We start from the raw sequence: 22,275 nt of genomic DNA, 5'->3' as shown, positions 1-22,275 counted from the left end.
CAGTAACTTCACCGGCAAAAATGTGGACGTGGCGAGTGGTGCATTTCAGCATTGCAATGGCTCCGATCCGGATCTAACCTGCTAAACAGCGTATCATTACCTAGCGCTTGTGGGGGATCCGCTATTTGCCCTCGGCTTACTTCGGCCCAAGCTTTTTCTATGCCCGCTGCTATTCCCCTACTGGAGCGCCTGCACATTGAGGTGAGCAAGTTCCCACAGCGGCCTATCGCGACAGCGTTGCGGTTCCCCTGCCCATAGCAACAACGTGACTTTCTTGTAGGGGGCTCACGCATTGGGAGGAAGTTCCAAGGCCAGCGGCCCCAGCAAGCCCTTGCGGTAGTCGTTGAGAACTTGCCGTGCTGCCCGTTGAGGATCCCCTTGATACCGCCGCTCGGCCAACTCCTGCACTGCAGCACCACCGGGAGGGATCGGATCCGGCCAACCGTAGCGCCTTTGTAGGAGAGATCGGGCTTGGGGCTGCACCCTCAGCACGTGATCCAAAAAGTAGGCCGCCACCCGTTCGGGATCGTAGGCCGCTTCGCCGATGTCATCGCAGATGGCCAACAGAGAAGCCGCCTGTTGATCCGGCAGAGAGGGCGGTAGGATGCCCGGCGAGTCCAACAGATCCAACTCTCCCCCCAGCCGCACCCACCGCAGTTGCCGCGTCACTCCAGGACGTGCTGCGCTCTCGGCTGCCCGCCGCCCCAAAAGCCGATTCAGCAGAGCAGATTTGCCCACATTGGGAAAGCCCACCACCACCGCCCGAACGGCCCGCGGTCGCATGCCCCGCTGTTGACGCCGCGTGTTGACCGATTGCCCCAAGTGCAAGACCGCCTGCTTGAGGCGATTCACCCCTTCTCCTGAGCGGCCATTGGTGGGATAGACAGGGATCCCTTGCCGTAAAAAATACTCCTGCCAAGCTTTCAGATCCCTGGCCTCAATGCAGTCCACCCTGTTCAGAGCCAAAAGACGAGGTTTTTCCCCCAGCCACCGGCCCAGCTCAGGATGACGGCTGGCCGAAGGGATCCGCGCATCCAACACCTCGATGACCGCATCCACTCGCTGCAACTCTTCCCGCAACTGGCCGATCGCCTTGGCAATGTGGCCGGGATACCACTGGATGGCCGGAGAACTCATGCCGCCAGAATCCTAGAAGTGGACAGCAGAAATCAGCAGTGGGATCCAATCTAGCCCGATTCCCCAAAAGAGGCTCAACCTGCCCACCGAGGTAGCCAATAATACAATGTGGACGCGGCTGGGATCTTTATTTCATGGACAAGCTAATGTTAAGGCGTGTAACAGAGGGAAGGTTATGGTCAAGCGCGTGCGGTTGGATCCCATTGCCCAAGTGTCTGAAATCGCCACCAACAGCAATTTGCTCTCGGTACTGTTGCAGGAAGAGCTGAATGTGTTGAAAGAGTGCGGCGGGCGCGGCCTCTGTGCCACCTGCCATGTGTACGTTAAGGAAGGGATGGAGTCTTTGTCTCCGGTGAGCAAGCGGGAGCAGCGCACCCTGGAGGCGATCACCACCTGCAAGCCCAACTCCCGCCTGGCCTGCCAAGCGCGCGTGCTGGGGGAAGGGGTGGTGGTGGAATTGCCTGCCGGGATGTACATCAATGCTTTTCAGGATATCGAGGCGTTGATCGGTCGGCGGGCCGAACAGCCGCTTTTGCACCCTGTAACCGGCGCCATTTTGGTGCAGGAGGGTAAGCTGATCACCCGCTCGGTGCTGGAATCGGTGAAAGGGCTGGATCTGGATATCCAAGAAGCGTTGGCTCGGAGCAGCCAGGAGTTTTGAAATTGTGATCGCGACAGCGGGCCGGAGTCCTTTCCCATCCTTTAGGCCAGTTTGAGCCACTTGGCCACCCCATCTATACAGAGAGCATTCTTGGGCCTTGGGCACTCCATCATGACAAGGCATTTTCCTTCCTAATGATGAGCTGATGATGAGATGAGTACCCCTATGCCCCCTGTGTTTCTTGGGATCGATCTGGGCACTTCTGGGATGCGGGTGGTGGCCCTCTCAGAACAAGGAGAGGTGGTGGCCAAAAGCGAGCGCCGGTGGGATCCCCCAGAGACCAATCCAGGCCGCTGGTTGCGAACCCTGAAAGCCCTTCTGGGACAACTAACCGCGCAACTGGGGGATCGGTATTCCATTGCCGCTCTGAGTGCGTGCAGCACTTCCGGCACCATTCTGCCGGTGGATGGTCGAGGCATGCCGTTGGAACAGGCGTGGCTGTATTCTGACCCACGGGGCCAGGCTCAGGCCAAGCAATTGGGGATCCCTGCCAGTTGGGGTCTCAGCCGTTGGCTGTGGTGGGCGGAAGCCCATCCTGATCAGTATCGAGACAGCTACCTGGCCCATCCGGCGGACTTTTTGCTGAGCCAACTGGGGGGGCGCAAGCTGGTTACCGATCACACCCACGCCCTCAAAAGTGGCTTTGACCTGGAGACCTACACCTGGCCTCAGGAGTGGTTGGCGCGGCAGGGCCTTGATCCTAAGCATTTCCCCGAGGTGGTGTCGCCGGGAACGGTTTTGGGAACGGTGCGAGCAGACTGGGGATTGGGGCCGGAAGTGCTGATCGCGGCAGGGATCACGGATGGCTGTGCCGGGCAATTGGCAGCAGGGGCCACCCGCTTAGGTCAGGTTTCCACCAGCTTGGGCACAACCCTCATTTTCAAGGCCAACAGTCCGGATCCCATACAAACCCCAAGCATCTATTCCCATTTGCACCCGGACTGTGCTCCACACCACTGTCGCGAACGAACGGTTTGGTGGCCGGGAGCGGCTTCCTTTTGTGGAGGCGGAGTTTTGCCCCATTACTTCCCTGGCGGCAACTTGCAAGTGCTGGATCAGCAAGCCCAGGCTTATCTGCCCACTGGGCTGGTCAGCTATCCCCTTTGTCAGCCGGGAGAACGTTTTCCCATTGTCGATCCCCGGTTTGCCGGGTTCTTGCCGGAGGCAGAAGAGGGATCCCCCCGTTTTTATGCTGCGTTGTTAGAGGGGGTAGCCATGGTCGAGCGGCTGGGGCTGGAAACGTTGGCGGCTCAAGGGATCCCGGTGTCAGAACAGAGTCCGATGTTCACCACCGGCGGAGGCAGCAAAAGCCCTCTTTGGTTGCGCCTGCGCGCCAGTATCCTTGCCCGTCCCTTGGCCGTGGTGAAACACCCAGAGCCGGCTGTGGGGGCAGCCATCTTGGCTGCTTCTGCCTATTGGTGCTGCTCTGTCCAACAGGCTGCCGATCGATTGGTGCAGGTGGAACGCTATGTTCAACCAGATCCAGAATGGGCGAAGTCTTACGCAGAGATCTACTCAGCCTTTCACAGCCGCCTGAGCAACCTGCTTTGACATGCTCCCTGCCCCACCAGCTTGCTTCCCCGTAGCGCTGGGGTTCTTGCTACGGTCATTTCAACAGTCATTTCGATCCAAACTAGGACACTACGCCCACCTAAAACATGGGCTGCGTCGTCGCATCGTCGCATCAGCGTTGCGGAGCAATCATGCACGAGGTCAGGAAGCTTTTCTCCGTAGCTCGGGCGTCTCACCCTAAGCTGAAAGACTATAGATCAAGGCACTTCTCAACTGCTCCGCGGTGCCGTCCAAACGCTTCACGCCGCTTCCGCGACCATCCCTAGGAAAGGGAGAGAGGAGCCAGGAAGCCATGCAGCGGAACAGTCTCATTCCTCCTTGAATGACTGTAGGTTTTTCCCTCTGAGACAGCGATGATGATCTCCCCAGTTGTTCGGGCTGCACTCTGCTCTTGCAAACGACTGATATTCATAGTTCATAGGGGATGTTGCATCAGCCAGAAGCCGGCGAAGGACTGGGCCTTGAAATCGGTTTGAATGGCGAGAAAGTGGATCCCTTGGGCCTGCTGCTGGCGCTGGGCAAAGACTTCTGCCTCTGTTCGCAGTTTTTCATCTCTCAGTTGCGCAAATAGGTAGCAATCGTTGAGGCCTGCCTCGAACAGGAGCCGTCCGTCTGCCACACTCAAGTAAGCGGGCTCCATACCGCTCATCCAGGCCGCCATCGGTAAAGCCCGCTGGGAGGCGATCACCAAGCCGGGAATGAGGGTGCTCCGTACCGCTGGCGCGAATGGGTCGGGCGTCAAAGTGTCCCAGGCAACCGGAAAAAGCTCGCCAAATTCCATTGGCCAAGCGTCGGCTTCCCGCAGATCCTCAGCTCGCAAGGTAACGAAAGCCCAGCGTTCTCCCTGCAACTTGTCCGGCAGACGGATAGGATCCGGCGGATCGGGATCCACAGGAGGTTCGGGGCTGTAGGTGAACTGAGTCTCTTGGGGGTAAACCCGCTCTGCCCGTTCTCGCATCCAGGCTTTGAGGGTGTAAACGCGACGACTGGGCAGCATCGGGATCCCAACCGCATCGCAGGCCCGTTGCAGGATGGAACTCATGCGGGCTCGAAACACACGAATGGCCGAGGGAGGCTGTGGGGCAGCTTCCAGGTAGCTCCGCAACTGTCGTGCCACCCAGGTGCTGTTCACCTCTTGGTTGCTGCAATACTGCGCTTGGCGAAACTGGCCGGTGGGATCGCACACCAACAGCTCCCAAACCCGTCGGTTCTGCTCATCCCGCAGGGGGACGGCGTTGAAATCCATCTGCCAGATAGGGCAGCGCGCAGGGCCAGAACGCAGGGGTTGAGTGGCCAAAGGATCCCTCCTATCGCGCTACGTGCCACTTGAGCGGGCCGGGGATCGTTCGCGTGAGCGGTGGGAAGCACTGTCCCCGACCAAGGCCAACTCCCGCTCCCCAAAAATGGCGGAAGCGTGGCGGTAGTACTTAAACTCCAGCAGGTTGTAGAAGGGATCCTGCAAAAAGAAGGTGCCGTGTTCCAAAGGGGTGTCAACAAAGCGCCAACGCGGCTCCTGATAAAAGGGCAAGGCCCGCGCCAAGGCACGGTCGGCCAGCGCCTGCCAATCCCCTTGGGTAGGGAAGATCAGGCCAAAATGACGAGGGTAGATGCCCCGCTGGGGCGTCAGCTCTTCGTGGGTGAGGTGGGCCACCAGTTGATGGCCATACAGGTTAAAGATGACGGCAGCAGGGGTTTCTCGACCGATTTCACAGCCCAAGCCATCGCCGTAGTAGGCTTTGGCCAAGGCAATATCGGCAACCGGAAAGGCCAGATGAAAGCGGATAGTCTCCATCAACGTTCTCCTAGAAAGCTGCCAAAAGTGCCCCACCAGCCAACTTCAAACCGGCACCTCAGGACATGCGGCTTTTCCCCTTGGCCAGTGGGATCCCTGCTCTTCATCTAAGGTAGGCAATTGTGACATCCTCCCGACGCTCACCCTAGCGGGCGGAGCGCGGGCTTCCTAACCTCACGATTAGGCATTCCTGCCCCACGCCACTGACCTAGGTTCAAAACCCCCGGCAGACCGACTTGGCAGGCGGTTTCCGTTCCCCAGAGTCCCTGGGTACTACACCTTTCCAGTCCACGACGCAGAATCATCTCTGCCGACCCATGGTCGCGATGCGTTCGATACCCACACTCAGGGCAATGATGCTCTCTGATGCTCAGTGCTTTGCTAACCGTAGCAAGGCACCTTGGACAAGTTTGGCTGGTACCGTTGGGGTCAACCTGGGCAAAGTACACCCCTCGTTTCCAGCACACCCACGCCAACAGAGACAAAAACTGCCCAAAGGCGGCATCGACACAATCCTTGCCCAACATTCCTCGGGCTAAACGTTTAGCGTTGAGGTCTTCGGCAAAGATGCTCTGCCCTTGGTCGCACAACCGGTGAGCAACCTTGAAATGGAAATCTCGACGGCGGTTCGCAATACGATGGTGCGCTCTGGCAACTTTGAGCTGTGCCTTTTCCCAGTTCCGAGACCCCTTCTGTTTGCGGGCCGCTCTGCGTTGCAGCACTTTCAGCTTGCTTTGCAGCGACCTAAAAAACTTAGGGCGCTCGAAAAAACTGCCGTCCGAAACCGTCAAGAATCGTTCCAATCCCAGGTCAATGCCAATTGCCCGCCCCTGAACCGGGATATCAGGAACCGATATACTCGATTCTAGGGTTACGACGACATACCACTGTGTTCCTCGCACCTTGGACAATACCCTCACCTGCTTCACCGTAAACCCCTCCGGGATAGGACGATGCAGGTGGATAGCCACTTTCCCTATCTTGGGTAGCCGGATGGTCTGACCTGCAATAGGGTTGCTCTTGAATTGGGGAAACACGAAGGACTTGAATTGACCTTTCTTCTTGAAACGAGGAAAGCCATACCCCCGCTTCCGAAACGCCTCCCAAGTATCGTGCAGCCTACGAAGCGTGGTTTGCAGAACCTGAGAGTGTACCTTAGCCAAATGCGGAAATTGTTTCTTTGCTTTAGGCAGGTCGTTTTGCTGACGGTGATAAGAGGGAAAGGGCTCGTCGGCAGGGATGATGTATTCCTTTTCCAAGGAGCAGCGGTCTATAGGACACCGACGGGCGGCAATCCAGTCTTTGAGTTGCCGCAGGGCATAGTTATAGACGCCCCTGCAGGTTTCCAGCCACTCCAGCAGTTCAGCCTGCTGTGTGGCATTGGGATAGATGCGGTAAGTGTAGCTTATCGTCAGCATGGTTATACTCTACCCCGGGTCAGTCCGAGTGGTAAACGCTGGCTGGCATTCAAATGCGGGGAGTCCATGTAGCTCCCCGCACCCCTCGAAAGTTAAAGCTACAAGGTGGGATCCCTTCTCAAGCCCGAGATAGACTGTACGCCTTTGCGCAGGAGTGCCAACTGCTCGGATGCTATAACACTAGCTAGTGTGTTACCCGCGTGGCCGAGTCTGCAACAGACAACTCGGTGTGTTGAGAGCGTTGAAGACGCAAGAGGGCGATCTTGGCCATGACCAGCATCTGGATTGAGCAGCGCCGCCGCGAGGATGAATCTCGCAACTTTTTTTGGATGGTGGCGCTATCGCTGCTGCTGCATGTGCTGGTGCTGCTGGGATTGCTCCACTTGGGGCGGCTTTGGCTCATTCGCGAGCCGGAACAGGAGGCCATCGAGTTTATCCTTCTGGATCCAGAAGATCTACAGCCCCCAGAGGAAGCGGAGCTGGTTTCAGAAGTCGATTCCCGCGATGGGGGTGAGCGGGTAGAAGCCCCTCCGTCTCAAGGCAGTCCACCTCAATCTCAGGCCGCCCCTCCCCAGGAGGCCCCTCCGCCGCCGCCGCCAAGACCCCAACCACCGCCACCACAGCAGCCTGCCCCTGTTCCACCACCACCTGCCCCGGCTACAGTTGCTCTGGCAACCCCAACTCCAACCCCTCCACCCACGCCCACACCTACCCCAACCCCCGCTCCCCCTCAGCCCACCGCGACCCCGACTGCGGCACCGCCCCCTCCCACGCCTGTCCCCAGACCTACTCCGACCCAAACTCCACCGCCTGTGGCGGCTGCTCCCTCCCCAAGGCCCACTCCCCCGCCGACTGCGGAGCCCTTGCCCATACAGCCAAGCGAGCGGGTTTCGGATCCCAGCCAATTGGCTCCCGTTCCGCCCGCTCCGCAACCGGTGACAGAGGTTCTTCCCGCCCAGCGGCCCTCTGACTCTTCCCAGTTGGGGCCTCCGGTCAGTGCCTCTGCTCCCAGCAATGGAGCCGGGATCCAGGGCAGTGGAGCTAGTGGATTGGCCAACCCCACCCAATCCGCTCCCAATCCCCCCAGTGTGGCAGCGCGGGCCGATGTGGATTGGGGCCCCTGGCTGGCCGCTTTGCAGCGGAAAGTGGAGCAAAATTGGATCCCTGGACAGACCGGCACCTCGCGTCGCACGGTGGTGATTTTTACGGTGGGTCGAGCTGGCGATCTGCAGAGCATTCGCCTGGGGCGCACGTCTGGCAGCCAACAAACCGATGATGCGGCGCTGACGGCTATCCAGAGGGCAGCCCCCTTCCTGCCCCTGCCTGAGGCTTATGAGGGCAACTCGGTGACGATTAATTTCACCTTTGATATCAACGTGCTGGGCCAGTTGACTGTAGGGGGATCCGCCAACTGAGGAGGGGATCCCTGCGAAACCCAAAAGACGGCGGCCTGGCAAGAGCCTACAGGGATCCCACAGGAGTTGGGGTGGCGGGCCCAGAGGCAACGCGGCTTATGCGACGCAAGCCCGGCAAGCCGGCATCCACCACCACCACACTGCCATCCGGTAAGACTGCCAAGCCGGCAGGTTGATCGAACCGGGCCACCGAGGTGGGGCCATCCTGCCAGCCGGGCTGATTCTGTCCGGCCAAGGTGGAAACTTGTCCCCCAGGCTGAAGACGACGAATGCGATGGTTATCTCGGTCGGCCACCCAGAGGTTGCCTGCCGCATCGAAGGCCAGCCCCCCCAGGGTTTGAAAACGGGCCTCTGCCAGGGGGCCATCCCGATAGCCTGGCTCTGCCCCGGAGAGGGTGGTCACTCGTCCGCCAGCAGAGAGCCGGCGCAGGCGATGTCCATCGGCAATCCAGAGGTTCCCCTCCTTATCCACCGCCAGAGCCGTGGGCTGCAGGAGCTGGGCCTGTTCTGCTGGGCCGTCGGCGAATCCCGGCTGGCCCGTGCCGGCAACGGTGGTCACCTCACCGGCAGGGGTGATGCGGCGGATGCGGCGATTGGCGCGGTCGGCAACGTAGAGGCTGCCATCTGAACCCAAAGCCAGCCCCGATGGCTCACGGAACTGAGCCCGGTCAAGCTCCCCATCTCGGTATCCGGCTATACAAGTGCCGGCAAAGGTGCTCACCTGCCGTTGCAGGTTGATATAGCGCAGGCAATGGTTGCCGCTGTCGGCCACCCACAATCCCCCCTTGGGATCCCAGAGCAGCCCCTGTGGGGAGTCAAACTGAGCTTGATTGGCTGCTCCGTCGCGGCGGCCTGCTTGGCCTGTGCCGGCCCAAACTTCCAATTCCCCCTCTGGAGACAGCCGGAAGATGCGGTGCTGGGCTCTATCGGCTAAATAGAAGGCTCCTTCAGGATCCACAGCAATGCCGCTGATTTGCTGCAGGTAGATCCTGGACTCGGTGCCGGTGTTATCAGGGGCGTTGCCGACAGGATCTGCCGCGGGCGAGGTGCGGCCATCCAGCAAAGTTTCCACCACCCAGGCCGATGCTGCCGGAGCAGTGGGGGTGGGAGAGGGGCTGGGGGAAGGAGTAGCGGCAGGCCAATCGTAGACCAGAGTGCCCAACCCTTGCCCGGAAGCATCCGCAACAGCAACCCAAACTGAGCCGGAAAGAGAAGAAGGCGGCATCACCACCAAACGGTCACCGCTGCGGGAGCGAATTTCCCCCCTCAGGATGCGCTCGGGATTGGCTGCTGCAGCAAAGAGAACTGTTTCCACCCGCTCCAAATTTTCCCCTGAGAGCAGCAACGGCTGGCCAAGGGTGGGCGCTGCCGAGCTGGTGTGCAGCAGCGGTACCCCCACCTCAGAGAGCACCAACATAGAAAGGCGGCGCTGGCGCTCTGTGTCTTGGGGAGGACGATTGACACTGCCAGAACTCCCAGAGCGGGCAGAAAGGGTCAGGGATCCCTTCCCCTGCGCCAGAGTGGTGGATCCCCGATAGGCGATGGCGCTGAGCTCCGCTTCCCCGGCGGGAGGATTGGTGAAGGTGAAAGTGGCCGGTTGCCCCGGGCGCAGAGGGGCAGTGGCGGTTTGGCGATAGGTGCCCAGGGTAATGCTCAGGTCGATCCCTTCCACCCCCGGCCAGGTGGGAGTGCGAGCCAGCCAGCGATCCACCTCTGAGGCCGGTAGCTGGGCCACCAGATCGGATCCCTGTTCCTGGAGCAGCAGAACGATGCGGTTGCTGGGCACCGACAAGCCGGACTGGCGGGCTTGCTCGAAAGTCAGAGAAAGCGGGGAGGGAGGGAGAGGAGTTGGAGTTAAAACCGGCTGTAGGGCCGCAGGGGGAAGAACGCTGGGAGACAGACTAGAAGAAGGAAACTCGCCACAGCCCGAGAGAGCCAGCACCAAGGCACTCAGCGCAGGCCAAGATAGCGGTCTCAGGGAAACCCGTCGTGGCATGATGCAGCTCATCCCCTCCCACAAACTGGGAAATGGCGGAAACCCAAACCCCCACGCTTACCTTCATCAGCGTACAAACCGGCGAGAATTGCCCAGCACCCTCTCTGCCGCAGGAGCCACCTCGACCAATGCCTTGGCCCCTGAACCGCATTCCTATTCATGACCAACCATCCTCACCCGCAGGTGAGTCGCACTCCTCACTCCATCTATCCTTACTCAAATCCCCACCGAAAGACCAGATAGCAGTTTCAGCGGCCAGGAAATCATCCAGGCCATAGCGGTAGCGCTGTAAGTCGATGCTGCCCGCGTTCGCCCGGTTCGGCTATAGAGTGGGGACAGGCCACTCTCGCGGATGAATCAAGTAGACGGTACCCCCGGAGTGCTCCAGCCACAACGACTCTAGCTGTTCGCGGCGGTAGGTACGGCGAACCTCTTCGTTGGTTTTGGCCGCCGGATCGTGGACGATGGGATCCCCGTGGCTATCAAATCCCACCAGCACCGCCAAATGACCCTTGCTTTTGGGGATCGGCGCCCCTTCCAGTTCTCCCTCGCCCCAGGCATAGCTGAGGACCACCGGAACCCCTGCCGCGATCCAGGCTTCTGCTTGGGCCAAGCTCTCCAGCCGCGCCACCACGCCGGACAAACCTTGCTCGGCAGCATGGGCGACGTTGAAAGCCCAGTTGCCATGGCCCTGGTAAACCCGGTCATACACACCGGCCACTGCTGCGCGCACCAACACCTCACAGGGGCGGGGATCCTGCTGCCAGTAGGCCAGCACCATGGCCAGGGAGGTGGGGCTACACCAGACTTCTCCCCCATCGGGGTACACCATCTGGGAGCACAAAGGCAGATCCAAGACTTTGCCCCAGCGGCTGGGATCCCCAGGGGATAGGCGGCTGGGCTTGACCGGCTCGTTGGAAATGGCAACCGCCACCTGATCCACAAAGGCAGAACGGCCAGGGTCTTGGGTGAACAGGCGCACCCTGACCTGGAAGGCTTCAGCCCCGTTGAGCGTATCGTTGAGCACCAGCAGATCCGTGTACAGGTTGCCATCCTCATCCCCTTGTCCCCGCACCGAGTGGCTGGCCAGAGTCATGGGATCTGCAGCCCATACCCCGCCGTGATACCACTTTGTCCAGCGGTCTGAAAGCTTCGCCCGGATCCACAGTTCCAGCCAGGTGCCGGGGGGCGTGGTGGCATTCCAGGAAGCGATTGCCCCGACCATAGGGAAGCTGGTGGGGACTGCTGGGCTGGTGGCTTCTCCCACCCAGTAGGGGCCAAGGGGATAGAAAGGGCGCCCCCGATCGCGTAAGCGGGACGGAGTCCTTAGCGCCACCTCAGGCTCTTCAAGGCTGACTTCTTGCCGCAAACCCTCTGGATCCAAGACCAATTGCCCTCGGGCGTTCAGGCGGATCCCTTGGGTTGACCAGTGCTGAAACCCCTGAGCTTCTCCTGCCCGCCAGCGCTGAAACCCGGTGCGATAGGTGGAGTGGGTCTGGGCTTGCATCGTCAAGAGTCCTGGAGAAGTTGGGACAGGCTGGGCCAACGTGGGCAACCCGAGCAAGAGCAGCACAACCCCGCTGACCAACCCAGACAGCCCTTGCCGATAGCCCGTGCCTTCTGCGAGCATTGTCCGCCTGCCCCCACTAATAGCGCGACACCGCCGGATGTCCACCAATGTACCAGCGCCACGGGATCTCAGCCCCCTGAGTGATACCGATGCGGGTGGTCTGGACAATAGGCAACTGCGTTTGCCAAGAGGGGGATCCCTCTAGCCAAAAGCCTTCTTGGTCGACATCCACCTGCCCCAGCCGCCAACCGTTGTGGGATCCATCGATGCGCAGGGCTTGACAGAGCAGGCCCGGCCCTGCGGCCACCCGCGCCGGCTTGTTCTGTTTGTTGGCCGGGATCCAGTCTGGCAGGCGATCCAACTGAGCTGCCCGGATCAGAACCGCCGCCGGGATCCCTTCTGGCTCGGTAACGATATTTAGACAGTGGTAGAGGCCGTAGATGCGATAGATGTAGAGATGCCCTGGCGGGCCAAACATGACCTGGTTGCGTTGGGTCTTGCGGCGGTAGGCATGGCAGGCCGGATCCCCAGCCGTGTAGGCCTCCGTCTCTACGATCTGGGCCCGCACCTGCAGCCCATCGGCAAATTGCCGCACCAGAACCATGCCCAGCAAGGCAGGTGCCACCAGCGGGGCCGGCTGGCTCAACCACTCCACAGCGTCCACGGCAGGCTTGGCAGCCCTCAGCCCCCAGCAACGGCAGGGACGATGCTCACCTCATCCCCATCTTGCAGAGGGGTGTCACATCCCTTGAGGAAGCGAATGTCTTCGCTGTTCACATAAAAGTTGACGAAGCGGCGCAATTCCCCCTTCTCATCGCACAGCCGCGCCTTAATCCCCGGACAGCGTTGTTCCAAAGCATCCAACAATTCGCGGATGGTGGATCCCTCGCAATTCACCACCCCCTGATCCTGGGTGAGCGCCCGCAGCGTGTTGGGAATCAGCACCTTGACTGCCATAGCCCAATGCCTCGTCCATTAACCAACATCAAAAAACTAGGGTAGCAGCACCCCATCGATGCCGTGAATCACGCCGTTGGAAACGGGAATATCCGCCAGGTTCACGTTAGCCCCGTTGACCCGGATGCTGCCATCGGATCCCACCTGCACCTGCAGCGGCAGCCCTGCCAAGGTGGTGAGAGTAGCCGACTGGCCCGGTTGCAAATCAAACGAGGTAATCCGCCCCGGCACCACATGATACGTGAGAATGCGGGTGAGCTGAGCCCGGTTGGCCGGCTGCAACAGCGTCTCCACTGTACCCGGCGGCAGTTGCCCAAAGGCCACATCGGAAGGGGCAAAGACCGTGAACGGCCCCGGCCCTGCCAACGCCGTATTCAGGCCCGTCGCCCGCAAAGCTGCCGCCAGCGTCGAGTAGCTGCTGGGCAAAGTTTCCAGCTCAACGGCAATGGTGTTTAGCCCTTGAGGCTGGGCCGCAGGAGCAAAGACAAGTGGGGCCACTACAGCCGCCAACGGGATCCAACGGCGAACAAGGCGCTGAACAGAAGGAAAGATAGGCATCGTGCAAAGCTCCTGAGCCAATAGGTCTACGCCAGGGATCTTAACAGTTCTTCATTAAGATCCTGTTAAGAGGCAGTGGAGAGGGTCTTCCCTGCAAACCGAGTTCATACTGATGCCTCTTGCCAGTCCAGCCGCTCTAGGGTGCGGGCGCGCTCCAAAGCCTGTTCAAAGCTCTCCAGCTTGGGCGAGATCACCAGAGGATGGCCTACGTGGGGTTGAACCGCCTCCTGGGTCTTCAGGCCGTTGCCGGTAATGTAGGCTACTGTAACCGCCTCCGGATCGATTTGACCGGATTCTGCCAGGTGTTTGAGCACGGCAATGGTGGTGCCGCCGGCAGTCTCGGTGAAGATGCCTTCGGTCTCGGCCAGGAGCTTAATGCCGGCGATGATCTCGGGATCCGTGGCCGTTGCGATCTGCCCACCGGTTCTGCGGGCAATGTCCAGGGCGTAGATCCCGTCGGCAGGGTTGCCGATGGCGATGGACTTGGCGATGGTATTGGGCTTAACCGGAGTGACAAAATCCCGTCCCTCGCGGAAGGCTTGGGCAATGGGCGAACATCCCTGCGCCTGGGCGCCGTGGAAGGTGACCGGCTTATCCGCCACCAGCCCCACCTTCACAAACTCCTGGAAGCCTTTGTAAACCTTGGTGTACAGGGATCCCGAGGCCAATGGGATCACCACCTGATCCGGCAGTTGCCAACCCAATTGCTCCGCCACCTCATAGGCCAGGGTTTTGGAGCCTTCTGAGTAGTAGGGGCGCAGGTTGATGTTGACAAAGCCCCAGCCGTAGCGATCCGCCACCTCGGCGCAGAGGCGATTCACCTGGTCGTAGTTGCCCTCTACAGCCATAACGGTGGGGTTGTAAATCAGGGATCCCAGCACCTTGCCCGCTTCTAAGTCCGCCGGGATGAAGATGGTGCAGTCCAGGCCGGCATGGGCGGCAATGGCAGCCGTGGAGTTGGCCAAGTTGCCCGTGCTGGCGCAAGAGACGGTGGTAAAGCCCAGCTCCTTGGCACGGGTCAGCGCCACCGACACCACCCGATCCTTGAAGCTGAGGGTGGGCATGTTGACGGCATCGTTCTTGATGTAAAGATTTTTCAATCCCAGCCGCCGACCCAGCCGCTCCGCTTTGATCAGAGGGGTCAGGCCCGTGCCCACATCAATGGGCTTCTCAGAAGTCACCGGCAGAAAAGGCCGATAGCGCCAGATGGAATGCGGCCCGGCCTGGATGCTCTGACGGCTAACCGTGCGCTTCAGCCAGTCGTAGTCATAAGCCACTTCGAGGGGGCCGAAACACAGCTCACAAACATGCTTGGCGACCGGCTCATACTCGGCGCCACACTCCCGACAGCGCAAACGGCTGAAGCCCACCTTGGAGCTGTGCAAGGCAGAGGCCAACGGGGAATCGGCAGGGCTGAGCGGGCGTTCGGAAAGAGTTTGGGACATGGGCAGCCTCAAGGTGAAGGAAAGGGTGGGCGCTGGATTGAACTTACCTATCGTTGGGGGGAATCTTATCACCCGCAATCTGCCGCGTCAACTAAACCCGACTAAAATAGTCTGGATTAGATCCGGTTGAGGATAATGGAATCGGTGCTTGGCTCTCTCAGGCGGGCTGTCTGGTGTTTGTATGAGCCGCAACATCCCTTGGGCGACTCTGCCCTTTCCTCTGGGATCCCCTGCTATCGGCAGCCTTGGGGGAGCTGATCCCAGCGCCCTGAGGTCTCTTCAACTCTTCAATCAGGTGACTTAGGCTGGGAACTGAGCCTCTACCCAACTTTATTTCCCAGGGCAACAGAAAACTTTCCCTACTGCTCTGCCTGCCTCAGGCCGGTCGCAAATAACCCTATCCGTTGCCGCCATCGCTAAGCTGGATAAGCGAGCTGAAATAACCTGAAAATTAAAAGACCGGGGATCCCGGCTATTCATTTTGGAATTGCCACCCTATGCTCAGAGTTGGACGGGACAGCATTGATTTTCTCGATCACTACGATGTGGTGGTGGTCGGCGGGGGGCACTCCGGCTGCGAGGCAGCGTTGGCAGCAGCGCGGCTGGGCTGCAACACCCTCATGCTGACATTGAATCTGGACAAGATCGCCTGGCAACCCTGTAACCCCGCCGTCGGCGGCCCGGCCAAATCGCAACTGGTACACGAAATCGATGCCCTCGGCGGCGAGATGGGCAAAATCACCGACCGCACCTATTTACAGAAGCGGGTGCTCAACCGCTCGCGGGGGCCGGCGGTGTGGGCGCTGCGGGCACAAACCGACAAACGGGAATATGCGCGGGTGATGCGCTCGGTGGTGGAAAACCAGCCCAACCTGACGATTCGCGAGGGCACCGTTACCGATTTGGTGCTGGGGCGCAACGATGAGATTGTCGGCGTGGTCACCCACTTTGGCACCATCTTCGGCTGCCGAGCGGTGATCCTGACCACCGGCACGTTTTTGGGGGGGCGCATCTGGATTGGTCGCCACTGGCAAGCTGCCGGACGGGCAGGGGAATTTGCCGTGGAAGGGCTGACCGACACCCTGCGCCAACTGGGCTTTGAAACGGGCCGGCTGAAAACCGGCACCCCCGCCCGCGTGGATCGGCGCAGCGTGGATTTTTCGGTCATGGAGCGGCAACCGGGGGATCCCGATGTGCGCTGGTTTAGCTTCGACCCCGAAGTGTGGGTGCCACGGGAGCAGATGGATTGCTACTTGACCCGCACCACCCCAGAGACCCACCGCATCATCCGGGAAAATCTCCACGAAACCCCTGTCTATGGCGGCTGGGTGGAGGCCAAAGGGCCCCGCTACTGCCCCAGCATCGAAGACAAGATTGTCCGCTTTGCCGACAAGGAAAGCCATCAGATTTTTATTGAGCCGGAAGGGCGGGATCTGCCGGAGCTCTACATCCAGGGGTTCTCCACCGGCATGCCGGAGAAAATCCAGATCCAGATGTTGCGCTCCCTGCCGGGTCTGGAAAAGTGTGTCATGCTGCGCCCCGCCTATGCGGTGGAATACGACTATCTGCCGGCCACCCAGCTCTACCCCACTCTGATGACCAAAAAAGTGCAGGGGCTGTTTTGCGCCGGCCAGATCAACGGCACCACCGGCTACGAAGAGGCGGCAGCTCAGGGGCTGATGGCCGGGATCAACGCTGCCCGCCTGGTTCAGGGCAAACCTCTGGTCATTCTGCCGCGGGAGTCCAGCTACATCGGCACCCTCATCGACGATCTCTGCACCAAAGAACTGCGGGAGCCCTACCGCATGCTCACCAGCCGCTCCGAATACCGCCTCATCCTGCGCTCCGACAATGCCGACCAACGGCTCACCCCCCTGGGGCGGGAATGGGGCTTGATCGATGACCGGCGCTGGGCCCTGTTCCAAGCCAAGCAAGCCCGTATCGCAGCCGAAATTCAACGGCTGGAAAGCCAACGGGTGAAGGCCCAAGACCCCGCCGGGATCCAACTAAGCCAACTGACGGGGCAGGGGATCAAGGGATCCGCCACCCTGGCCGAGATCTTGCGCCGCAACCAGATTCACTACTCCGATCTCCTGGAACTGGGGCTGGGGGATGCGGAGCTGGATCCCTTTGAGCAGGAGGCGGCAGAGATTGCCGTCAAATACAGCGGCTACATCCAGCGGCAGCAGAGCCAAATTGAGCAGGTGAGCAAGCAGTACCACCGCCCTCTGCCCCCCGATCTGGACTACCACTCCATCCCCACCCTCTCCAAAGAGTCGCGGGATAAGCTCTCGGCGGTGCGCCCGCTAACCGTGGGCCAGGCGGCCCGCATCGGCGGTGTCAACCCCGCCGACATCAACGCGCTGCTCATCTACCTTGAGGTGAGGCAACGTCAGAGGGCGGCGGATCCCGTCTGTTCTTCTCTGTGAGCTCCGCCCCCATCCATGTAGAGGGAAGGGATCCCTTCTAGGGGCATGCGCGAGGCTACCCCCAGCTCCAGCGGCGAGACCTCCCCCCGCAGCCAGTGGCAGAGCCCAGCTGCCCCAATCATGGCGGCATTGTCGGTGCAGAGGGCTAGAGGCGGGATCACCACCCGCAACCCCCTTTGCCGGGCTGCTTCTGTGAGGCGGGCCCTCAGCTCCCGATTGGCAGCTACCCCTCCCGTCAGCAGCAGCGTCGAGAGGCCCAGCGCCTCGGCGCAGGCCACTGCCTTTTCGGTGAGCACATGGGTCAGACAGGCCTGGAAGCTGGCGGCAATGTCGGCAATGGGCAACTCCTGGCCTTGCTGCTGCAACTGCTGGACTAGGCGCAACACCGCCGTTTTCAGGCCGCTGAAGCTTGTGTCGTAGGGATGCTCCACTTTGCCCTCGGGCAGGGGAAAGCGCTGCGGATCCCCCTGCTGAGCCCAGCGGTCAATCTGCGGTCCCCCCGGATAGCCCAGCCCCAGCAGCCGCGCCACTTTGTCAAACGCTTCGCCGGCAGCATCGTCGCGGGTGCGACCCACCGTCTGGTACTGCCCGTAGTCCTTCATCCAGATCAAGCTGGTGTGGCCCCCCGACACCAAAAGGCAGAGGCAGGGGGGGCGCAGATCGGGCTCGGCCAAAAAGCCGCTAAAGAGATGGCCCTCCAGATGGTGCACCCCGATCAGGGGCTTGTCGTGGAGCAAAGCCAAGGTCTTGGCCCCCATCAGCCCCACCAGCAGGGATCCCACCAGGCCCGGCGCACAAGTTACGGCAATGGCATCTACCTCGGCCACCTCCAATCCGGCCTGCTGCAGAGCAGCCTCTAGCACAAAGGGCAGAGTTTCCACATGCTGCCGTGAGGCCACCTCCGGCACCACGCCCCCGTAGGCCGCATGGAGGTCGATTTGGCTGGCCACCACCGAGCTGAGCTGCCGTGGGGCAAACCCCGGCCAGGCTGCATCCGCCGCCACCACAGCCACAGCCGTTTCGTCACAACTGGTTTCGATGGCAAGGACGCGGGGCATGGGAGAGCAGGCTGGGCAAAAGGGATAGGAGAGCTTTGGGATACTTGAGATACTTGAATTAAGAATTGTGTGAGCTAAAACCCGGGATCCGTCGGGGCGAGGCGCTCAGGAGTATGATACTAACCGTTTAGTGCCTGTTTCTGCACTTAGCATCCCTTAGCATTTGGACAGATCTTAGACCCCTACCTCAAGGACACATCCTGCTATGCGAACCTTTTTAAGCCTTCTTTTGGCCCTTTGCATTGCGCTTGGCCTCGCCCAATCTGTGCAGGCAGAGCCCTTGATTGGTCTGAAACCTTGCAGCGAAGTTCCCGCCTTTCAGGCCCTGATGAACGAACGCCTGAGCAGCCTAGAGGAGAAGATCCTCAACGCCAGCCCTGCTATGGCTCCCGTCTACCAGCAAAAGCTGGCCCAAACCAGCAAGCGCTTTGAGCGCTACAGCAAGCTGCTCTGCGGCGAAGAGGGCCTGCCCCACCTGGTTACAGATGGTCGGTTGAACCATGCGGGCGAGTTTCTCATCCCCGGCCTGCTCTTCCTGTATATTGCCGGTTGGCTGGGCTGGGCGGGGCGTTCTTACCTGATCGCGGTTCGGGATGAGGATAGCCCCGAAATGAAAGAAAGCCTGATCGATGTACCGCTGGCGCTGCGGTGCTTCCTCACGGCTTTGGCTTGGCCTGCTGCTGCTTTCAAGGAGATTGCCAGTGGCGAAATTCGAGAGCCGGAAGCGGCTGTGCCCATCTCCCCCCGCTGAGGAGCTGAGCCCGGCTTTCTAACTCGATTTATTTAACTTTTGAGAGGCGTCTATGGCTGATTTCACCAAGTTTCTCACCACTGCTCCGGTGGCATTTATCCTGTTTTCCAGCTTTGTTTTTGCCCTGTTCATCGAGATCAATCGCTTCTTCCCCGACATTTTGACGTTCTGAGTGTAGGCCAGGGATCCCCAGTGCAACCATGCCCGACGGGATCCCTGCTTTTTTAGGCTTTTTTCCATCCTCCTTTGAACTGGACACAGAGTTGCTGAAATGGTCGAACCCAATGCCGATCCTGCTCCGTTGAATAGGTTGAACATGAATAAGAGATACGTCACCGTCCCTGAGGGAGATCCGCAAATTGGGGATCTCTGGACGCCGATCAACCACGCGCCTGTTGTCCGGCTGTTGATCGACTGGCTGCCCATCAACCGACCGGGATTGAGTTCCATTTGGCGGGGCTTGGAAATCGGTATGGCCCACGGCTATTGGCTGGTCGGCCCCTTTGCCAAGCTGGGGCCGCTGCGCAACGAGCCCATCGGTCTGCTGAGCGGCTTTTTGGGAGCCTGTGGCCTGATCTTGATTCTGACGGCGGCCCTTTCTCTCTACGGCACTGTCACTTCGCAGCGCAACATAGGGCCGGTAGGGGGATCCCAATCTTGGAGCGAATTGGCTGCCGGCTTCTTGGTAGGGGGCATGGGGGGGGCGATCGTCGCCTACCTGCTTTTGCTAAATGCGGATCTCCTGATTCCTGCGTCTTAATTGAGGCTATTGGCCTTCCATCACATCATCCACAACGTCTTTGATTGCCTCTCGAGCATCTTCGACTCCAGGGTGGGCGGCTGCTTCCGCTTGCTCGGCCCTGCCTTCCAGCCTTTCACGCTGATCGCTGGCCAGCTCACCCACAATTTCCTGGATTTTGCTCTCCAGATTCTTGGCAGTGGCTCCAACTTGCTTTTCAAGGCTCATAACATCGGCCCCTTCACCGGCTTTGCCCTGTCTACTCGATAGCACCTTTTCTCTTTGGGCCTCGTGATCCAAATCACCTGCAAGGCAGCAAAGAGGGTGGGTCGGGCTGGCAGACCAGAGGAAGCTTGTCTTAGCATGGACTGAATTCTGCAATGAGCCGATAACAGCGGTTCTAGAGATTTTTCTGCCTATCTTTCGTGAGCTGCTGTGAACGATCTGCTGTCCGAACCCACTTCTGAAAGGCTCTCCTTAGCCGAGATCCGTCGCCTATCGCCCGCAGCCTTGGCCTACCTGGGAGACGCCATTTACGAACTGCACGTGCGGCGGCAACGATTATTTCCGCCAGATCGACTGGAGCGCTATCATCAGCAGGTGGTGAGGCGGGTACGCGGCTCGGCTCAGGCCAAGTTGCTGTTGGCCCTGTTGCCCCATCTCAGCCCCGAGGAGCAGGAAATTGTCCGCTGGGGTCGCAATGGCTGCGGTCGCCCACCCCGACATCTGCCTCTGGCCGACTACCAAAACGCCAGCGGCCTGGAAACAGTTCTGGGCTATCTCTACCTGGCCAATCCCGAACGGCTGCGCCATATCCTCGCCCTCACTGATGTTTTGGCTGAGACCCTAGGCGAGTGGGAAGGTTAGGATAGTCTTTCTGTCTTTCCATTTCCACGCCCATGCCTAAGCCTTCTCAGCGCAAACCTGCTTCACGGCTGTCTCGCTCGGGCAAACCGCAGCGGCGAGGGGCAGGGCAATCCGTCAGCAAGCGGGTACAGCGGCCCAAACGCCGAGACGGGGATCCCAAGCTTGCCACCCAAGAGGCTCCGGTGAAGCCGATCCGCCGCAACGCACAGCGGCAGTGGCCCCAGGGCAAGGTGGCTCCTCAACCGGCAGGCCAACGAGATCCCGGCCTTCCCATGGGTGGGACAGGGGTTCTGCCGGAAGAAGTGCAGCTTCAGGCCGACCGGGATCCGCAGACCGAGCTGGAGCAAGAGATCATCTACGGTCGCCAGACGGTACTGGCCGCCCTGAGAAGTCAAGCCACCCTCAACCGGGTTTGGATCCTGCCGAGGTTGCGCTACAGCCCCCAATTTTTGTCTCTGTTGGAAGAAGCCAAAGCGCGGGGCACCGTTATCGACGAAGTGTCTCCAAAGCGGCTGAACGCCCTCACGGCTGGCGCCAACCACCAGGGTATTGCTGCCCAAGCCACGCCTTATCAGTACATGGATCTGGAGGATTTGGTGGAAAAAAGCCGGCAGGCCGGCCCCAATCCGGTGCTGGTGGTTCTAGACGGGATCCAGGATCCCCATAACTTGGGAGCCATTGCCCGTAGCGTAGAAGCTTTTGGCATGCAAGGGATGGTGATCCCCCAGCGGCGGGCAGCAGGAGTCACCTCGACGGTGATGAAGGTGGCGGCAGGAGCCCTCTCTACCTTGCCGGTGGCGCGGGTGGTGAATTTGAATCGGGCTTTGGAATACCTCAAAGAGCAGGGGTTTTGGGTTTATGGCACCACCAGCCGAGGGGCTGACCCCATCTATAGCGCCGATTTTCAGCGGCCCATTGCTTTGGTAGTGGGATCCGAGGGGGAAGGGATTAGCCTGCTCACACAACGCCATTGTGACCAACTGCTGTCCATTCCCTTGGCAGGCCGCACTGAAAGCTTGAATGCTTCTGTGGCCACCGGCATTGCCCTCTACGAAATCCACCGGCAGCGCTCTCCCCACCACCTCAAACGTGCCGAGATTGATACATTCCTCAACAAATCGTCAATAAAAGCAGTAGAATCTAGGGGATTGCAGAAAATATCCAATGATCGTTAGCACTTGTTAATGGGGGATGGATCCCGTGAGCAACCCTTTGGTCAGTCTGTTGGATAAGCTGCGCGGCCTGTCGGTCTGGATCGAGATCACCACCGAGGACTGCACCTACTACTACGGCCCCTTCTCCGATGAAGCTGAGGCGGAGCGGCTCAAAGGCCACTACATCGCCGACCTGCAAAAGGAAGGAGCCAAAAAGATCCAGGCTCTGGTGAAGAAAATGCGCCAGCCACAGTCTCTGACGGTGACCCGTACTCCGTCGGGAGCCCGTTCCTGATGTCTGCTACGGCTTATCAAGTAACCCTTCATCACCGCGGCCAAACCTACCGCTTCCCTGCCTCTGCGGATCAGACGGTCTTACAAGCTGCTCTTGAACACGGGATAGAGCTACCTTCCTCTTGTCAGGCGGGGGTTTGCACCACCTGTGCGGGGCGGCTGAAGTCGGGATCTGTGACTCAGACAGAGGCAATGGGGATTGGGCCAGAACTGCAGGCCCAAGGGTTTGTGCTGCTGTGTGTAGCCTATGCTACCTCCGATTTGGAGGTGGAGACCGATCAAGAGGAAGAGGTTTACCGTTTGCAGTTTGGCTCCTAACCGTGCCGGATTTCTGTTCAGGTCTACTTGTTAGTAGGTGTTGTAGTCATTTCGATTCAAACTAGGACACTGTACCCACAACTAAAACCTTGGTCGCGTCTTCGCGTCAGCGTTGCGGAGCAATAGCGTTGCGGAGCAATAATG

23 protein-coding genes are annotated in these 22,275 nt (G+C 59.9%); 11 read left to right on the top strand and 12 right to left on the bottom strand.

Features of this window, described 5'->3' with window-relative positions; translation table 11 throughout:
* Positions 1-285 precede the first annotated feature (285 nt).
* Positions 286-1,137 (bottom strand): ribosome biogenesis GTPase YlqF, encoded by an 852-nt coding sequence (gene ylqF / locus NW838_RS09720; protein ID WP_414427947.1) that lies wholly within the window; start codon positions 1,135-1,137, stop codon positions 286-288.
* Between the two features lie 175 nt (positions 1,138-1,312).
* Here ylqF and NW838_RS09715 point away from each other — a divergent pair, with 175 nt between their 5' ends.
* Complete coding sequence (locus tag NW838_RS09715; protein WP_414358164.1) at positions 1,313-1,798, top strand: 2Fe-2S iron-sulfur cluster-binding protein; 486 nt, start codon at positions 1,313-1,315, stop codon at positions 1,796-1,798.
* Positions 1,799-1,963: 165 nt separating this feature from the next.
* Positions 1,964-3,349, top strand: a complete 1,386-nt coding sequence (locus tag NW838_RS09710) for an FGGY-family carbohydrate kinase (protein ID WP_414408203.1) — start codon at positions 1,964-1,966, stop codon at positions 3,347-3,349.
* Positions 3,350-3,785: 436 nt separating this feature from the next.
* Here NW838_RS09710 and NW838_RS09705 read toward each other — a convergent pair whose 3' ends face one another.
* From NW838_RS09705 to NW838_RS09695, 3 genes are all read right to left on the bottom strand, one after another.
* Positions 3,786-4,667 (bottom strand): Tab2 family RNA-binding protein, encoded by an 882-nt coding sequence (locus NW838_RS09705; protein WP_414358169.1) that lies wholly within the window; start codon positions 4,665-4,667, stop codon positions 3,786-3,788.
* Between the two features lie 18 nt (positions 4,668-4,685).
* Entirely contained in the window at positions 4,686-5,162 is a 477-nt protein-coding gene (locus tag NW838_RS09700; RefSeq protein WP_414427946.1) for a VOC family protein, read from the bottom strand.
* 140 nt (positions 5,163-5,302) lie between these two features.
* Positions 5,303-6,580, bottom strand: a complete 1,278-nt coding sequence (locus NW838_RS09695) for an RNA-guided endonuclease InsQ/TnpB family protein (protein ID WP_414358175.1) — start codon at positions 6,578-6,580, stop codon at positions 5,303-5,305.
* Between the two features lie 269 nt (positions 6,581-6,849).
* On the opposite strand from NW838_RS09695, the gene NW838_RS09690 reads away from it, so the two are divergent.
* Positions 6,850-7,995 carry an energy transducer TonB gene (locus NW838_RS09690; RefSeq protein ID WP_414427945.1) on the top strand — a complete coding sequence of 382 codons (1,146 nt, stop codon included), beginning with the start codon at positions 6,850-6,852 and terminating at the stop codon, positions 7,993-7,995.
* Positions 7,996-8,041: 46 nt separating this feature from the next.
* On the opposite strand, the gene NW838_RS09685 is transcribed toward NW838_RS09690, so the two are convergent.
* The 6 genes from NW838_RS09685 to thrC all read right to left on the bottom strand — a co-directional run bounded on the left by NW838_RS09685 (position 8,042) and on the right by thrC (position 14,521).
* Positions 8,042-9,991 (bottom strand): NHL repeat-containing protein, encoded by a 1,950-nt coding sequence (locus NW838_RS09685; RefSeq protein ID WP_414427944.1) that lies wholly within the window; start codon positions 9,989-9,991, stop codon positions 8,042-8,044.
* A gap of 322 nt (positions 9,992-10,313) precedes the next feature.
* Entirely contained in the window at positions 10,314-11,621 is a 1,308-nt protein-coding gene (locus NW838_RS09680; protein ID WP_414427943.1) for a peptidase C39 family protein, read from the bottom strand.
* A 16-nt stretch (positions 11,622-11,637) separates the two neighbouring features.
* The gene (locus NW838_RS09675) at positions 11,638-12,216 is read right to left on the bottom strand and encodes a DNA-3-methyladenine glycosylase (RefSeq protein ID WP_414357611.1); all 579 of its coding nucleotides are present in this window, start codon (positions 12,214-12,216) and stop codon (positions 11,638-11,640) included.
* A 26-nt stretch (positions 12,217-12,242) separates the two neighbouring features.
* A complete protein-coding gene (locus NW838_RS09670; RefSeq protein ID WP_011434358.1) occupies positions 12,243-12,518 on the bottom strand; it encodes a ubiquitin-like small modifier protein 1 in 276 nt (91 codons plus the stop codon).
* A 36-nt stretch (positions 12,519-12,554) separates the two neighbouring features.
* Positions 12,555-13,076 (bottom strand): fasciclin domain-containing protein, encoded by a 522-nt coding sequence (locus tag NW838_RS09665; RefSeq protein ID WP_414427942.1) that lies wholly within the window; start codon positions 13,074-13,076, stop codon positions 12,555-12,557.
* A gap of 104 nt (positions 13,077-13,180) precedes the next feature.
* Positions 13,181-14,521, bottom strand: a complete 1,341-nt coding sequence (gene thrC / locus NW838_RS09660) for a threonine synthase (RefSeq protein ID WP_414357602.1) — start codon at positions 14,519-14,521, stop codon at positions 13,181-13,183.
* A 497-nt stretch (positions 14,522-15,018) separates the two neighbouring features.
* Between thrC and mnmG the strand changes: the two genes are divergently transcribed.
* Positions 15,019-16,950, top strand: a complete 1,932-nt coding sequence (gene mnmG / locus NW838_RS09655) for a tRNA uridine-5-carboxymethylaminomethyl(34) synthesis enzyme MnmG (RefSeq protein WP_414427941.1) — start codon at positions 15,019-15,021, stop codon at positions 16,948-16,950.
* On the opposite strand, the gene tsaD is transcribed toward mnmG, so the two are convergent.
* Positions 16,914-18,008, bottom strand: a complete 1,095-nt coding sequence (gene tsaD, locus NW838_RS09650) for a tRNA (adenosine(37)-N6)-threonylcarbamoyltransferase complex transferase subunit TsaD (protein WP_414357604.1) — start codon at positions 18,006-18,008, stop codon at positions 16,914-16,916. The genes mnmG and tsaD overlap by 37 nt on opposite strands.
* Positions 18,009-18,213: 205 nt before the next feature.
* Between tsaD and NW838_RS09645 the strand changes: the two genes are divergently transcribed.
* The 3 genes from NW838_RS09645 (at position 18,214) to NW838_RS09635 (ending at position 19,519) form a co-directional block, all read left to right on the top strand.
* Entirely contained in the window at positions 18,214-18,759 is a 546-nt protein-coding gene (locus NW838_RS09645; RefSeq protein WP_414342216.1) for a Photosystem I reaction center subunit III, read from the top strand.
* A 52-nt stretch (positions 18,760-18,811) separates the two neighbouring features.
* Positions 18,812-18,931 carry a photosystem I reaction center subunit IX gene (locus tag NW838_RS09640; protein ID WP_011434365.1) on the top strand — a complete coding sequence of 40 codons (120 nt, stop codon included), beginning with the start codon at positions 18,812-18,814 and terminating at the stop codon, positions 18,929-18,931.
* 99 nt (positions 18,932-19,030) lie between these two features.
* A complete protein-coding gene (locus NW838_RS09635; RefSeq protein ID WP_414357605.1) occupies positions 19,031-19,519 on the top strand; it encodes a photosystem I reaction center protein subunit XI in 489 nt (162 codons plus the stop codon).
* A gap of 6 nt (positions 19,520-19,525) precedes the next feature.
* Here NW838_RS09635 and NW838_RS09630 read toward each other — a convergent pair whose 3' ends face one another.
* Positions 19,526-19,726 (bottom strand): CsbD family protein, encoded by a 201-nt coding sequence (locus NW838_RS09630; protein ID WP_414357606.1) that lies wholly within the window; start codon positions 19,724-19,726, stop codon positions 19,526-19,528.
* 207 nt (positions 19,727-19,933) lie between these two features.
* Here NW838_RS09630 and NW838_RS09625 point away from each other — a divergent pair, with 207 nt between their 5' ends.
* Genes NW838_RS09625 through NW838_RS09610 form a run of 4 tightly spaced genes read left to right on the top strand, consistent with a single transcriptional unit; the run spans position 19,934 to position 22,131 of the window.
* A complete protein-coding gene (locus NW838_RS09625) occupies positions 19,934-20,365 on the top strand; it encodes a ribonuclease III domain-containing protein (protein WP_414427940.1) in 432 nt (143 codons plus the stop codon).
* Between the two features lie 32 nt (positions 20,366-20,397).
* Positions 20,398-21,540: a 23S rRNA (guanosine(2251)-2'-O)-methyltransferase RlmB gene (gene rlmB / locus NW838_RS09620; RefSeq protein WP_414427939.1), complete on the top strand. Its 1,143-nt coding sequence runs from the start codon at positions 20,398-20,400 to the stop codon at positions 21,538-21,540.
* Between the two features lie 16 nt (positions 21,541-21,556).
* The gene (locus tag NW838_RS09615; RefSeq protein WP_011434370.1) at positions 21,557-21,814 is read left to right on the top strand and encodes a DUF1816 domain-containing protein; all 258 of its coding nucleotides are present in this window, start codon (positions 21,557-21,559) and stop codon (positions 21,812-21,814) included.
* Positions 21,814-22,131 (top strand): 2Fe-2S iron-sulfur cluster-binding protein, encoded by a 318-nt coding sequence (locus NW838_RS09610; protein WP_011434371.1) that lies wholly within the window; start codon positions 21,814-21,816, stop codon positions 22,129-22,131. Before NW838_RS09615 ends, NW838_RS09610 begins: the two co-directional genes overlap by 1 nt.
* The last annotated feature ends 144 nt before the right edge of the window (positions 22,132-22,275 follow it).

The organism is Synechococcus sp. R55.2 (assembly GCF_047462075.1).
Taxonomy (GTDB): Bacteria; Cyanobacteriota; Cyanobacteriia; order Thermostichales; family Thermostichaceae; genus Thermostichus.
Note: the sequence above shows the minus strand (reverse complement) of the source record. Positions and strands in the feature narration are given on the sequence as shown.

Coding starts and splice junctions, on each gene's coding strand:
- ylqF (WP_414427947.1), bottom strand. CDS start 1,137: ATGAGTTCTCCGGCCATCCAGTGGTATCCCGGCCACATTGCCAAGGCG.
- NW838_RS09715 (WP_414358164.1), top strand. CDS start 1,313: ATGGTCAAGCGCGTGCGGTTGGATCCCATTGCCCAAGTGTCTGAAATC.
- NW838_RS09710 (WP_414408203.1), top strand. CDS start 1,964: ATGCCCCCTGTGTTTCTTGGGATCGATCTGGGCACTTCTGGGATGCGG.
- NW838_RS09700 (WP_414427946.1), bottom strand. CDS start 5,162: ATGGAGACTATCCGCTTTCATCTGGCCTTTCCGGTTGCCGATATTGCC.
- NW838_RS09695 (WP_414358175.1), bottom strand. CDS start 6,580: ATGCTGACGATAAGCTACACTTACCGCATCTATCCCAATGCCACACAG.
- NW838_RS09690 (WP_414427945.1), top strand. CDS start 6,850: ATGACCAGCATCTGGATTGAGCAGCGCCGCCGCGAGGATGAATCTCGC.
- NW838_RS09685 (WP_414427944.1), bottom strand. CDS start 9,991: ATGCCACGACGGGTTTCCCTGAGACCGCTATCTTGGCCTGCGCTGAGT.
- NW838_RS09680 (WP_414427943.1), bottom strand. CDS start 11,621: ATGCTCGCAGAAGGCACGGGCTATCGGCAAGGGCTGTCTGGGTTGGTC.
- NW838_RS09670 (WP_011434358.1), bottom strand. CDS start 12,518: ATGGCAGTCAAGGTGCTGATTCCCAACACGCTGCGGGCGCTCACCCAG.
- NW838_RS09665 (WP_414427942.1), bottom strand. CDS start 13,076: ATGCCTATCTTTCCTTCTGTTCAGCGCCTTGTTCGCCGTTGGATCCCG.
- thrC (WP_414357602.1), bottom strand. CDS start 14,521: ATGTCCCAAACTCTTTCCGAACGCCCGCTCAGCCCTGCCGATTCCCCG.
- mnmG (WP_414427941.1), top strand. CDS start 15,019: ATGCTCAGAGTTGGACGGGACAGCATTGATTTTCTCGATCACTACGAT.
- tsaD (WP_414357604.1), bottom strand. CDS start 18,008: ATGCCCCGCGTCCTTGCCATCGAAACCAGTTGTGACGAAACGGCTGTG.
- NW838_RS09645 (WP_414342216.1), top strand. CDS start 18,214: ATGCGAACCTTTTTAAGCCTTCTTTTGGCCCTTTGCATTGCGCTTGGC.
- NW838_RS09640 (WP_011434365.1), top strand. CDS start 18,812: ATGGCTGATTTCACCAAGTTTCTCACCACTGCTCCGGTGGCATTTATC.
- NW838_RS09635 (WP_414357605.1), top strand. CDS start 19,031: ATGGTCGAACCCAATGCCGATCCTGCTCCGTTGAATAGGTTGAACATG.
- NW838_RS09630 (WP_414357606.1), bottom strand. CDS start 19,726: ATGAGCCTTGAAAAGCAAGTTGGAGCCACTGCCAAGAATCTGGAGAGC.
- rlmB (WP_414427939.1), top strand. CDS start 20,398: ATGCCTAAGCCTTCTCAGCGCAAACCTGCTTCACGGCTGTCTCGCTCG.
- NW838_RS09615 (WP_011434370.1), top strand. CDS start 21,557: ATGGATCCCGTGAGCAACCCTTTGGTCAGTCTGTTGGATAAGCTGCGC.
- NW838_RS09610 (WP_011434371.1), top strand. CDS start 21,814: ATGTCTGCTACGGCTTATCAAGTAACCCTTCATCACCGCGGCCAAACC.